Origin of the sequence: Pseudomonas palmensis (genome assembly GCF_017848315.1) — a bacterium.
In the GTDB taxonomy this organism is placed as follows: Bacteria; Pseudomonadota; Gammaproteobacteria; order Pseudomonadales; family Pseudomonadaceae; genus Aquipseudomonas; species Aquipseudomonas palmensis.
In genome coordinates this window covers 1-11372 of record NZ_JAFKEC010000094.1, presented here as the reverse complement: position 1 = coordinate 11372, position 11372 = coordinate 1, and the positions used below count along the sequence as shown (strand labels likewise).

At 65.2% G+C, this 11372-nt stretch carries 12 protein-coding genes; 4 read left to right on the top strand and 8 right to left on the bottom strand.

Annotation, left to right across the window (positions count from 1 at the left end):
- Nucleotides 1–161 precede the first annotated feature (161 nt).
- The 4 genes from JZZ72_RS26805 to JZZ72_RS26790 all read right to left on the bottom strand — a co-directional run bounded on the left by JZZ72_RS26805 (nucleotide 162) and on the right by JZZ72_RS26790 (nucleotide 3184).
- Complete coding sequence (locus JZZ72_RS26805; protein ID WP_078481941.1) at nucleotides 162–908, bottom strand: DUF2092 domain-containing protein; 747 nt, start codon at nucleotides 906–908, stop codon at nucleotides 162–164.
- A 14-nt stretch (nucleotides 909–922) separates the two neighbouring features.
- Nucleotides 923–1828 carry a transporter gene (locus JZZ72_RS26800; RefSeq protein WP_043859780.1) on the bottom strand — a complete coding sequence of 302 codons (906 nt, stop codon included), beginning with the start codon at nucleotides 1826–1828 and terminating at the stop codon, nucleotides 923–925.
- Nucleotides 1829–1891: 63 nt separating this feature from the next.
- On the bottom strand, nucleotides 1892–2680 hold the full coding sequence (locus tag JZZ72_RS26795; protein ID WP_058541250.1) for a hypothetical protein: 789 nt from the start codon (nucleotides 2678–2680) through the stop codon (nucleotides 1892–1894).
- A gap of 120 nt (nucleotides 2681–2800) precedes the next feature.
- Complete coding sequence (locus JZZ72_RS26790; RefSeq protein WP_408004359.1) at nucleotides 2801–3184, bottom strand: hypothetical protein; 384 nt, start codon at nucleotides 3182–3184, stop codon at nucleotides 2801–2803.
- Between the two features lie 177 nt (nucleotides 3185–3361).
- On the opposite strand from JZZ72_RS26790, the gene JZZ72_RS26785 reads away from it, so the two are divergent.
- From JZZ72_RS26785 to JZZ72_RS26775, 3 genes are all read left to right on the top strand, one after another.
- Complete coding sequence (locus tag JZZ72_RS26785; protein ID WP_043859777.1) at nucleotides 3362–3682, top strand: YbjQ family protein; 321 nt, start codon at nucleotides 3362–3364, stop codon at nucleotides 3680–3682.
- 138 nt (nucleotides 3683–3820) lie between these two features.
- Entirely contained in the window at nucleotides 3821–4009 is a 189-nt protein-coding gene (locus tag JZZ72_RS26780; protein WP_043859776.1) for a hypothetical protein, read from the top strand.
- A gap of 216 nt (nucleotides 4010–4225) precedes the next feature.
- A complete protein-coding gene (locus JZZ72_RS26775) occupies nucleotides 4226–4528 on the top strand; it encodes a hypothetical protein (RefSeq protein ID WP_043859775.1) in 303 nt (100 codons plus the stop codon).
- 132 nt (nucleotides 4529–4660) lie between these two features.
- Here JZZ72_RS26775 and JZZ72_RS26770 read toward each other — a convergent pair whose 3' ends face one another.
- Complete coding sequence (locus JZZ72_RS26770) at nucleotides 4661–4990, bottom strand: hypothetical protein (RefSeq protein WP_043859774.1); 330 nt, start codon at nucleotides 4988–4990, stop codon at nucleotides 4661–4663.
- Between the two features lie 439 nt (nucleotides 4991–5429).
- On the opposite strand from JZZ72_RS26770, the gene JZZ72_RS26765 reads away from it, so the two are divergent.
- The gene (locus JZZ72_RS26765) at nucleotides 5430–6920 is read left to right on the top strand and encodes a DASS family sodium-coupled anion symporter (protein WP_054915142.1); all 1491 of its coding nucleotides are present in this window, start codon (nucleotides 5430–5432) and stop codon (nucleotides 6918–6920) included.
- Nucleotides 6921–6986: 66 nt separating this feature from the next.
- Here JZZ72_RS26765 and JZZ72_RS26760 read toward each other — a convergent pair whose 3' ends face one another.
- From JZZ72_RS26760 to JZZ72_RS26750, 3 genes are all read right to left on the bottom strand, one after another.
- On the bottom strand, nucleotides 6987–7535 hold the full coding sequence (locus JZZ72_RS26760; protein WP_043859772.1) for a cupin domain-containing protein: 549 nt from the start codon (nucleotides 7533–7535) through the stop codon (nucleotides 6987–6989).
- 62 nt (nucleotides 7536–7597) lie between these two features.
- Nucleotides 7598–8794 (bottom strand): MFS transporter, encoded by a 1197-nt coding sequence (locus JZZ72_RS26755; protein ID WP_058541248.1) that lies wholly within the window; start codon nucleotides 8792–8794, stop codon nucleotides 7598–7600.
- 113 nt (nucleotides 8795–8907) lie between these two features.
- Nucleotides 8908–11340 (bottom strand): TonB-dependent siderophore receptor, encoded by a 2433-nt coding sequence (locus JZZ72_RS26750; protein WP_078481940.1) that lies wholly within the window; start codon nucleotides 11338–11340, stop codon nucleotides 8908–8910.
- Nucleotides 11341–11372: the final 32 nt, after the last annotated feature.

Below are 11372 nucleotides of genomic sequence, written 5' to 3'. Positions count from 1 at the left end.
CTGGTAATGCGGCGGCGGGGGGGCGAAATGGCCGCCCCCGGCGTGATAGGGCACCACGAAGGTACGCCCGCCACCGCCGCCGCGCAGTTGCCAGGCGTCGGCCATCAGCGGTGTCAGCAGGCAGGCGCTCAGGCCCAGGTGCAGGCAGGTACGCAGTGGCGTCATGGCTGGCGGCCCTCGTTCGGTTCGCGCAGCGGCACCGCCACGGCCTTGGCCGGCGGGGTGAAGTCGAAGGCTGCCGGGTTGATGGGCGTGCTCAGGTCCCAGTCGAAGGTCACGCTGTGGCGCGGGCGCTCGGGGTCGTCGCGGCGGGTGATCATCAGCTTGCACGGCAACGGCTGCGCGCCTTCGCGTAGCCACAGTTGCCAGTCGATGTCGGGCTGGCGGAACACGTAGTGGGTACAGGCCTGGCCGTCGAGGGATTCGCTGCCGATCAGCGTGGCCTGGGTGATGCCGACCTGTTTCGCGGTCTGGGCGTTCCAGCGGAACAGGTCGGCCAGCGGCAGGGTGATGGCGTAGCGCTCGCTCAGTTGTCCGAGCAGTTGCTCGATGGTCGCCGGCGCCGTGCCTTTGCTGTAGTAGCCGTGACGACCGTCATACAGGGTGAACTGCTTGCCGTCGTAGAAGAACTGGCGCGCCGCCGAGCCCTGGTCGACGCTGACGAACAGCTTGTCGGGCTGGCGGGCGAGCACCTGGGTGTGGTGGGCGAAGGTCACCGTGGGGCCGCTGTCGAGTTGCTGGTCGGTTTCGCTGCGGGTGCTCAGGCTGAAGGCCTGCAGGCGGTGCAGGTAACTGCCCATGTTCGACAGCGCGGCCAGGGCCCTGGGGTCGAGCGGGTCGGCAGCCTTTGCCAGGGCCGGCAACAGGGCCAGCAGGGCCAGGCAGGTGAGTCGGTGCGAACGCTTCATCAGGCCTCCCATGGCTACCAGGCGTAGTTCAGGCGCAAGGTCCAGGTGTTCACATCGGGTGAGCCGGTACGTTCGGACACGGTGTCGGTGTAGGCGATCAGGCCACCGAACTGCGGCGAGAGCATGAAGCCCAGGCTGGCACCGACCAGGGTGTTGGCCTGCTTGTTGTCCTGGTTTTCGCCGTTGATGCGGGTTTCGCCGCCGAAGCTGTAGGTGGCGTCGAGGGAAGCCCACAGGCCGCGGTTGATGGTGTAGCTGTAGTGGCCTTCGACGGCATACAGCGGTTTCTGCTCCAGCTTGTTGTCGCCCAGGTAGTCGTCGTTGTCGCCGAACAGCGAAACCCAGGTGTTGACCTCCAGCCAGGTGGGGCCGATGGGGTGGCCGAAGCCGATTTCGGGTTTGACCACCCAGCGGTTGGCGCCGATGTTGATGACGCGGTTCTTGGCGTAGTCGCCATTGGGCACGGTGAGCCATACGGCGCCGGTCATGAAGGTTTCCGGGGTCCAGCTGGCGAACTCCTCGGCGGTCAGCGCCGGGCCGCCGAAGAAGTTGTGGGCGAACACGATCTGGGTGTCGCCCATGCCGCCGTTGTGCTTGGTGCCATTGAAGAAACGTGCATCGTCGAACGAGGCCGACACGTCGGCGTATGGCTGCACCAGCTGGATCGCGCTGTTGCGTCCGTCGATGCTGAACGAGCGCGCCAGGCGCAGGATGTAGAGGTCGGCATCCAGGGACAGGCCGTCGATGGGCAGGGCGGTGTCGATCGGGGTGTTGGTGTCGATGCGGTTGTAGTAGCCGAACACCATGTTCAGGTCGATCGGGATGTTCTGCCAGTCACGCGCGTTGTCGGCCTGCACCAGCAGCGGCGCGCCACTGAGCACGAGCACCGGCAGGTAACGCAGGACAGGTCGGGTATGCATGGTGGTGCTCCTTCAATTGAACGCACAGGGTGCTGGCTGCCGGAGGGTCCGGTCATGGGCTGGCTACTTGCCGAAGGTCACGTTGAGGCCGGCGAACACGGTGAACTGCGGCAGGCCGTCACCTTTCTTTTCCACCGTCCACTGCGGCTCGATGAAGGCGTTGAGGATGTTGCTGCCGGCCTTCCAGGCCTTGCCCACGCCCAGGCCCAGCGGGATGTAGTGGGTGTCGTTCTTCAGGTCGAAGGTCCAGGTGCCGGTGGAGCGCAGGTACCAGCCCTTGGGCAGGTTGTGGATGATGAAGGGCTGCAGGGTGGCGGTTTCGACGTGGGCGCGGTCATGGTCGCCGGCAAACGAGCTCTGGTACTGCACCAGCGCACCGAGCAGCCCGCGTGGCGAGGCGTCGATGGCCACCGCCGCCAGCCCCGCCTGCCACTTGCCGGTGCCCAGCTCGTCGTGCTCGGCAGTGGGGGCGGTGAGCTGCGGGCCGATGCCCAACTGCACGCCTTCGGTCTTGAGCAGGAAGATGTCGAACAGGTTGAGGTCGCCGATGCCGGTGCTGTAGCCGCCGTGGGGGTCGGGTCGGGTGCTGATGGGCAGGGTGGCGCGCAGCAGTTGCGGTACCGGCAGCAGTTCGCCAGGGGCGACCGGCAGGGTGCCGCGCACCAGAAAATCGTTGGTATGCACGTTGCTGTCGTACACCGAGGGGGTGTAGTAGTCCTGCAGGTTCAGGCCCGGTGCCAGGTTGAGCGGGTTGTTGCTCTTGTTGGCGGTTTCGGCGTTGTCCGCCAGGGCGTGCTGCAGGAACAGCAGGGCGCAGGGCAGCACGAGACAAGTGGCGGTGGTCCTTTGCATGACGGTGGTGCCTGTTCAATGTTGCGCTTCTGGGCAGGGGCCGGCCTTGCCAGCGAGGCAGGGGCCCCAGGGGGCGAATGGGCGCGTACGCTGGCGCCGGCACCACCGGCGACCACAGGGTCACTGATACTTGATGACGATGCCCTTGAGCTTGCGTCCGTCGATGGAGCGGATATCGCGGTCCCAGAGCGGGCCACTGACATAGGCCGAAACCGGCTGGATGCGGTCGTAGACCACCACGACGGCGTCGCCGCCGATACTGGCGGCCTGTTCGCGCAGCTTCTGCTCCACGTCGGTGATCGGTGGCGGCGGGGACACGCTGGCATCGACCACGATCTCGCCCAGGCGGACATGGGGGCGGGTCGGTTCGCTGCGCAGTACCTCGACCGTAGCCGCAGTGGTGGGCGAAGGATGGGGCGCCCCGACGTATTGTGTGGTGCGGGCATCGATGCTGCTGCAGCCCGCCAGCCCGGCCAGCACCAGGCCCAATGCAAGAACGCTCATGCAACGTGGTATCGACATGCTTCGACTCCGTCCGAAGTATTAATACGCTGTAACAACGTTCCAATGAAAATAGCCGCACTTGGGCGGGCCGCAAGTGACGGGCGGCGAAAGTGCGGGTTTGTTACCATCGTGTTCTTTTGGGTCGGGGCATGCCCCGACAACGCTCAGGAGTACGCAATGATCCTCACCACCACTGGCACTGTCGAAGGGCGCGAAGTCGCGGCCTACCTGGATGTAGTCAGCGCCGAATCGGTGCAGGGCATCAACGTGGTACGCGACATCTTCACCAGCTTTCGCGACTTTTTCGGCGGCCGTTCGCAAACCCTGGAAAGCGCCCTGAAAGAAGCGCGCATCCAGGCCACCGACGAAATCCGCCAGCGCGCCCGCAGCCTGCAGGCCGATGCAGTGATCGGCCTGGATTACGAAATCAGCATGCCGTCGGCCCGTGGCGGCATGGTGGTGGTGTTCGTCACCGGCACCGCGGTCAAACTCAGGTAGCCATAGGCCACTGGTCGGGTGCGACAATAAGTGACCAGGCAGTCTTCAAATGTCCGGCTAGTCTCTGAAAGCAACAGGTCACTATTTCCTAGGCATTCATCTGCGTGCCGGTAGTGATCCACAGCAGGGGAGCCGGGTATGAAGGAATCGTATTTCGAAGACGATGGTGACGAGTTTCCCATCAACAGCCAGGTGCGTTGCGGGCAAGCAGCGTTCCAGCTGGGGTTTGCCAACATGACCCTGGAAGACGCGCCGGTACGTGTGCGCTCCACGGTGCCACCGCGCAGCGAGCGCCGCCGGTTTCTGCCGGGCCTGCGCAAGAAGTAGCCACGACGCCGAAGAGGCCCCGCCATCCAGCCTGTGCTGCGGTGTGTGGGGCTTTTTCATGCGGGTTGTAGGCTATTTCGCAAACAGACGACCGGTACGCTGAATCTGCCGTTTTATGCGGCTTTCTTGACCTCGCTCAATGGGGCGACGGCTGTCGCTAGCCCCCTTGGCGGTTGTATGCCTTACTGTCGGTTCGAACGAACAAGGAGCAGTGCGATGCGCATCAGGGAAGAGACTTATTGGGCGTGGGCCGACTCTCAGCTGCACAGCCGCAGCCATGACGAAGAACTCAGCGATGGCACCAGCATCGACGTGCAGGTGCGGTTGTCGCGCACCGGGGCCACGCAGATGTTCCTGGGGGTGTACGGGCGCCGGGGCAAGGCGCTGTTCGAGGAGTACTACCCCTCGTGCCCGGGTGAAACCATGAGCCGTGCGCTGGTGCGCGGTGTGGACCGGGCCCGGGCGTTGGCCACCGACGCCGTGCCGATGGAGCACCCGCGGTTTCGTCGTCAGGCCTGATGCCTGCGGTTACGCCCTGTCGTGGCGCACAGGGAATGTGCGCAGACGGTGGGGCGAGCCAGAGCCGCGATGAGGCGATAAGGCACGCATAAAAAAGGCGACCCGGAGGTCGCCTTTTTCAATTCGCCTGGCTCAGCACAGCCGGTCGATCACCTTCACGTCCTGGCGCTCGCGGATGGCGGGCCATTCCTGTTGCAGGGTCTCCAGCACCTTGGCGACAAACGCGGTGTCTGCCGCTGCCTTCTTGCCGACGTAGCCCTTGCCACGGCGGAACATCCTGAAACGGGCGCGCATTTCACGCTTCGCATCGATCGCCTCTTCGACAGTGTGCGGCGGCATCTTGTCGATGTGCACGTCACCTGTGGCACTGACCCACAGCAGGTGGTCATCGAGGCTGTCCTTGCGGGCAGCGAACAGCTGAGCCAATTGGTCGATGGTGGGTTGGTTGTTCAAGTTGATCATAAAGCCCCCTATTACCTATTCGTCGTTGGTGAGTTCAAACCTGCGCTACTTCATGTAGCGATCTACCAAGGCTGCTACAGCAGCGTCGCAACAGGGGCTTTCTTCACTCTGCCTTTTGGACAGTCCCTCTCCACGGACAGCCCGAAACCGCTCGAACTGTCTGGAACACCCTTTGCCAGCGCTCCCGATCAGGGAGACGGCCTCATCATGCAAGGGGCAACGAATGCCGTCAATAGGTTTTGTAGTGATTTTTTTTATTCACTACAAATGACCGGTCAGTCTTTTTCGAGCTTACGGGTCGCTGCGCCACAGGCTGTTGGAATGTCCTACAAAGAGCTCTGGTCAGGGCGTCTTGGCCATGTATTGACCCGGGTCAGCGCGTACCGGCCAGGCGCTGGGGATGATAGGGGCCTGTTTTGTTGCCAAAGAAGTCCTGCCCATGAGTACCCCCGCCAATCCTCCCGCAGCGCCTGGCGCTCAACCCCTGTTGCCCGTGGGCCTGCTGCTGGGCATCGTCGCGCTGGTCGGCGTGCTGCTGTTGCCGCTGCCGGCCGACCTGCCGGTGGCCGGTCACCGCGTGCTGGCGATCCTGGCCTTTGCGGTGGTGATCTGGATCACCGAGGCGGTGTCGTACGAAGCCAGTGCGATCATGATCACCTCGCTGCTGGCATTTTTGCTGGGCACCGCACCGACCCTTGCCGACCCGTCGGTGATCTACGGCTCGTCGGCAGCCGTGAGCATGGCCCTGACGGGCTTTGCCAACCCGGCATTGGCGCTGGTGGTGGGGGCCCTGTTCATCGCAGCGGCGATGACCCACACCGGGCTGGACCGGCGCATCGCGCTGGTCACGCTCAACCGTGTGGGCGTGAGCACCCGACGCATTCTGCTGGGGGCGATGGTGGTGATCATCCTGCTCAGCCTGGTGGTGCCCAGTGCCACGGCGCGCAGTGCCTGCGTGGTGCCGATCATGATGGGCGTGATCGCCGCGTTCGGCGTGAACAAGCGCTCCAACATCGCCGCCGGCATCATGATCATCGTGGCCCAGGGCACCAGCATCTGGAACATCGGCATCCAGACCGCAGCCGCGCAGAACCTGCTGACGGTCGGCTTCATGGACAAGATGCTCGGTGCACGGGTGTCATGGATCGACTGGCTGATCGCCGGGGCGCCGTGGGCGTTGATCATGTCGGTGGTGCTGATCGTGCTGGTGCTCAGGATGCTGCCCCCCGAGAGCGACAGCATTCCCGGCGGCAAGGCGGCGGTGGCCGAGCAGTTGCAGGCGCTGGGGCCGATGAGCGGGGCGCAGAAGCGTCTGCTGGGGGTGTCGCTGCTGTTGTTGCTGGCCTGGGCCACCGAGGGCAAGCTGCATCACTTCGACACCACCTCGACCACCTACGCCGGGTTGGTGCTGCTGTTGCTGCCGCGCTTCGGGGTGATGACCTGGAAGGATGTGCAGGCGCGTATTCCGTGGGGCACGGTGATCGTGTTCGGCGTCGGCATCAGCCTGGGCACCACCCTGTTGACCACCCAGGCCGGGCAATGGCTGGGCGGGCAGGTGGTGGCCAATACCGGGCTGGATCAATTGGGCACGCTGGGGGTGTTTTCGATTCTGGCGGCGTTTCTGATCGTGATCCACCTGGGCTTTGCCAGTGCCACGGCGCTGACCTCGGCGCTGCTGCCGATACTGATCGCGGTGCTGCAGACCTTGCCGGGGGATTTCAGCCGCCTGGGCATGACCATGGTGCTGGGGTTTGTGGTCAGCTACGGGTTCATCCTGCCGATCAACGCACCGCAGAACATGGTGTGCCTGGGTACCGAAACCTTCAACGCGCGGCAGTTTGCCAAGGTCGGGATCGTGGTGACGCTGGTGGGGTACGGGTTGATGCTGGTGTTCGCCGCAACATGGTGGCACTGGCTGGGCTGGATGTAGAAGGGCCGTTGCAAGCGGCAAGCGGCAAGCGAGGCCGAGCCAGCTTGCCGCTTGCAGCGATGCTCATCAGAAGTTCGCCGGGGTGTTGGCGCTGATGATCTCGGCTTCGTCCTGGCCGATGTTCTTGAAGCTGTGGGGCAGGGTGGTGGGGAAGTAGTAGCCGTCGCCGGAGTTCAGCACGCTGACCTGGCCGTCTACCCGCAACTCGATGGTGCCACGGGTCACCAGGCCGCATTCCTCGCCCTCGGTGTGCACGATCGGCTCTTCGCCGGAGTCGGCGCCCGGCGCATACAGCTCGCGCAGCATGCGCATCTGCCGACCTTCGACACTGGCGCCGACCAGCAGCATGCGCAAGCCACCACTGCCCAGGTCGGGCTGCTCGTTGGCGCGGAACACGAAGCGTTCTTCGCGCGGCGGTTCGTCGAAACTGAAGAACTCCGCCAACGACATCGGGATGCCTTCCAGCAGCTTTTTCAACGAGCTCACCGATGGGCTGACGCGGTTCTGCTCGATCTGTGAAATCGTCGAGTTGGTCAGGCCGCTGCGCCTGGCCAGCTCCCGTTGCGAGAGCTTGGTGCGTTCACGTACCAGTTTGAGTCGTGTCCCCGTGTCCATAGCCGCCTTGATGTCAAAAATAATGGGCGACGCATTAAAACACATTCCGTCGCCGAACCCGCCTACTGGCGTGCAGGCACCGGCCACAAGGCGATCAACAGCAGCAGCAAGGCGGCCATCAGGTACGGCAGGCGCGGGTCCAGGGCATAGATCAGGGTGCCGGCCAGCGGCCCGATCACCGTGCCCAGGGCCTGTGCCGCGCCCACAGAGCCTGCGGTCGCGCCCTGTTCACCGGCATCCACCGCGTTCGCCGCCAGCGCCTGGAACGCCGGGAACACCCAGCCCATGCCGGCCGCAGCGACGAAGTAGCACGCCCACAGCATGCCCACGCTGTCGGCCAGGGCCCCGCTGGCAAAACCCAGCGCACTGATGCAGCCGCCCACGCGGATCATGCGCAGCGGCGGCCATTGCAGCTTGCTCACCAGCACCTGCGAGAAGATCAGCGCCGCACCCACCATGGTCAGGGCAATGCCCGCCGCCTGGGCGGCATCGGCAGGCGCCAGGCCCAGGCGGTCAAGGGCAAAGAAGCCTACGGTGATCTGCGCCAGCGACACGCACAGCATCGCCACGAAGGCCACCGTGAGCGGGCGAAGCAGGCGCGGGTCGGTCAGGCTGACGGGGCGGGGCGGTTGCCTCAGGTGCAGCTCCTGACCCTTGAGCTTGAACTGCAGTACCAGCAATGCCAGCAGTGGCAGCACCGACATCGCATAGAACGGCAGGCTCAGGCTGTGGCGCGCCAGCAGCGCGGCCAGTGCCGGGCCCATCACCAGGCCCACGGCGTTCGCCGCACCCAGCGAGGCCATGGCGCGGGCGCGCTGTTGCGGTTGCATGTTGTCGGCAATCAGCGCGGCGCAGCCGACCGGCAGGGCGGCATAGAACGCACCGATCAGGCCGCGGCCGATCACCAGTGCGGCAAAGGCCAGGGAGGTGGCCGGCAGGTAGCGCAGCGCGCCATCGATGAATAGGCACAGGGCCCAATAGGCCAGGGTGAACCCCGCGGTGCCCACCAGCAGCACCCGGCGGCGACCGAAGCGGTCGCTGGCCCGGCCCCAGGGGCGCGCCAGCAGCATCCACACCACCCCGGCTACCGTGACCGCCGCGCCCGCCTGCCAGGCTGCCAGGCCCAGCACGCGGGCGATGGGGCCGATCAGGGCGACGAAGGCCATCATCGCCATGGTGCAGGCCATGTTGACCACCATCAGCGGACGCAGGTCGAAGGCGGGGGTTTTGAGCAGCGGGGGTTGCTGGGCGGTGTTCATGGCTATCCAAGGCAGAGGAGCAAGGCGGCCATTGTGCCGCAGCTGTCCCCAAGGCTAAAGCCTGTAAACGATAGTAATAATCATTTAATTGACTTCAGCCTTGTTGCTGTGGGTTAGAAGTCGCCTTGCAGGGTCACCATCAGGTTGCGCGGCTCGCCATAGAAGTTGCCCCAGCCAGCGGCGCCGACGCTGCTGTAGTAGTGCTTGTCGAACAGGTTGTTGCCGTTGAGGGCCAGGCTCCAGTTGTCATCCAGGCGATAGCCGATGCGGGCGCTCCACAGGGCGTAGCCGGGCTGCACCATCTTGGTGTTGCGGTCCACGAAGTGGTTGGCACTCTGCGCGCTGACCCCGCCGCCCACGCTCCAGCGCTGCAGGGCGCCGTCCAGGTCGTAGTTGGTCCATACACGCGCCATGTGCCTGGGCACGTAGCTGGCGGTGAAGGTGGCGTCCTGGCGGGTGTCGTCGATGCGCTTGAGGTATTCGACCTGGGTGTAGGTGTAGCCGGCCAGCACCTGCAGGCGCTCGATCAGTTCACCGCTCAGCTCGGCTTCGAAGCCCTGGGCGCGCACCTTGCCGCTGTCGGTGTAGCAGTAACCGTCGGACGACCTATCGCATACCGTGCTGTAGTCAGCCTCGGCGCGACCCTGCTCGGTGTTGCGGAACAGGTTGAAGGCGCCATTGAGGCGACCCTGGTACCACTCGGCCTTGACCCCCACCTCATAGCTGGCACCGGTCTTGGGCTTGAGCGAGCTGCCGTCGGCCTTGGCGTAGGTGCTTTGCGGCTGGAAGATGTCGGCGTAGCTGGCGTAAACGGACCAGGTGTCGTCCAGGTCGTAGATCAACGCGGCGAACGGCGTCACCTGGCCGTTTTCCTGGCTGCGGTTGGGCTGCCAGTAGTTCCAGTATCGGGTGTAGCTGTCGCTGCTGTTGCGGTACCAGCTGACGCGGCTGCCGAGTACGGCGGTGAGGGGCTCGGCCAGCTTCAGGCGCAGGGTGGCGTAGGTGCCGAACTGACGGGTGTCGGAGGTCACCGGAATCGGCCCGCCGCGGTAGGACTCCTTCTCGTAAACCGAGTCACCCGGCTTGGGGATGTGCGGGTTGGGGTTGAACGGGTTCTGGGTAACGCCGTACAGCTCGGTCAGGTTGATCAGTTCGTAGCGGTCGCGGCCCTTGGAGCGGCTGGCGTTGGCGCCGACGATGATCTCGTGCTCCAGGCCCCAGGCCTGGAAATGGCCGTCCAGGTTGGCGTCGAAGCCGTAGTCGTCCTGGTCGTAGTCGAACAGCCCGGAGTACAGCTTCGAGGCGCCCTGGGTACTGCCCACCGGCACGGTGCCTTCGCCCATGGCGTATTGCATGTTCTGGTCGTTGTGGGTGTACATCGAGGCGACCTTGAGCGCCCAGTCTGCGTTGAAACGGTGGGTAAGGTCGGCGAACAGGCTGGTTCGCTCGCTGTCCCAGTGGTTCCACGACGCGCCCAGGCAGGTGGAGCGCGACAGCTTCAGGTCGCTGCCGTCGCTGTAGCGCGGCAGGCCCTGCCAGCAGGGCTTGGCGTCGAGCTTTTCGTAGGCCAGGCCCACGCCCAGGGTGGTGTCCTCGTTCAGGTCGTAGTCCAGTGCGCCGTACACCACCTGGTCTTCGCGCTCGCCGATGTCGTAGAAGTACTTGCGGTCCTGCTGGGCGACCACGGCGCGCCCGCGCAGGGTGCCGGCGTCGTTGAGCGGGCCGCCGGTGTCGACCTGGGCGCGGTAGTTGTCCCAGGTGCCGGCCGACAGCGTTACGTGGGTGGCGGCCTTGTCCTGGCCGCGCTTGCGAATGAAGTTGACCCCGCCGGCCGAGCTGCCGGCGCCTTTCATCATGCCGGCGGCGCCGCGCATGATCTCGACGCGGTCGTAATAGGCCATGTCGCTGGAGAAGCTGTTGGCCTGCACGTAGTTGCCGCCCACATCCAGCGGTACGCCGTCGTACTGGTACTGGCCGGCGATCATGAAGCCGCGCGAGTAGAAGTACTTGCCGCCCATGGGCGAGTCGTGAACGGTGATGCCGGGGGTTTTCTCCATCACCTGTTCGAGGCTGGTGAGGTTCTGTTCGTCCATCATCTTGCGCGTGATGACCGTGACCGACTGCGGGGTTTCGCGCAGCGAATGCTGACCCTTGCCGATGCTGACGCTGCGCACGGTGTAGCTGTCGGTGCTGTCGCCGGTGCTGCTGGTGCGGGTGCCGTCGACGTTGGTGGCGCCCAGTTCCAGGGCGCCGTTGCTGCTGGGGGCCGGGCGCAACGAGTAGCTGCCGTCGCCTTGTGGGAAGGCTTGCAGCCCGCTGCCGGCCAGGATGCGGCTGAGGCCGTCGAGGGTGGCGTACTGGCCTTGCAGGCCGGGGCTCTGCTTGCCGCGGGTGAGGGCGGCGTCGTAGGACAGGTTGAGGCTGCTGGCGGCGGCGAAGGCGCCGAGCACGCTGGCCAGCGAACCGGCCGGAATGTTGTAGGCCGTGCGGCTGCTGCTGACTTCATCGGCCATCGCCGAGGGGGCTGGCAGCACGCTGGCGGCCATGGCGGCGGCCAGCAGGTGGGCGGGGAGCAGGC

Excerpts from the sequence above, each read along its gene's own strand:
- JZZ72_RS26805 (WP_078481941.1), bottom strand. The coding sequence starts at position 908 with ATGAAGCGTTCGCACCGACTCACCTGCCTGGCCCTGCTGGCCCTGTTG.
- JZZ72_RS26800 (WP_043859780.1), bottom strand. The coding sequence starts at position 1,828 with ATGCATACCCGACCTGTCCTGCGTTACCTGCCGGTGCTCGTGCTCAGT.
- JZZ72_RS26795 (WP_058541250.1), bottom strand. The coding sequence starts at position 2,680 with ATGCAAAGGACCACCGCCACTTGTCTCGTGCTGCCCTGCGCCCTGCTG.
- JZZ72_RS26790 (WP_408004359.1), bottom strand. The coding sequence starts at position 3,184 with ATGAGCGTTCTTGCATTGGGCCTGGTGCTGGCCGGGCTGGCGGGCTGC.
- JZZ72_RS26785 (WP_043859777.1), top strand. The coding sequence starts at position 3,362 with ATGATCCTCACCACCACTGGCACTGTCGAAGGGCGCGAAGTCGCGGCC.
- JZZ72_RS26780 (WP_043859776.1), top strand. The coding sequence starts at position 3,821 with ATGAAGGAATCGTATTTCGAAGACGATGGTGACGAGTTTCCCATCAAC.
- JZZ72_RS26775 (WP_043859775.1), top strand. The coding sequence starts at position 4,226 with ATGCGCATCAGGGAAGAGACTTATTGGGCGTGGGCCGACTCTCAGCTG.
- JZZ72_RS26770 (WP_043859774.1), bottom strand. The coding sequence starts at position 4,990 with ATGATCAACTTGAACAACCAACCCACCATCGACCAATTGGCTCAGCTG.
- JZZ72_RS26765 (WP_054915142.1), top strand. The coding sequence starts at position 5,430 with ATGAGTACCCCCGCCAATCCTCCCGCAGCGCCTGGCGCTCAACCCCTG.
- JZZ72_RS26760 (WP_043859772.1), bottom strand. The coding sequence starts at position 7,535 with ATGGACACGGGGACACGACTCAAACTGGTACGTGAACGCACCAAGCTC.
- JZZ72_RS26755 (WP_058541248.1), bottom strand. The coding sequence starts at position 8,794 with ATGAACACCGCCCAGCAACCCCCGCTGCTCAAAACCCCCGCCTTCGAC.
- JZZ72_RS26750 (WP_078481940.1), bottom strand. The coding sequence starts at position 11,340 with ATGGCCGCCAGCGTGCTGCCAGCCCCCTCGGCGATGGCCGATGAAGTC.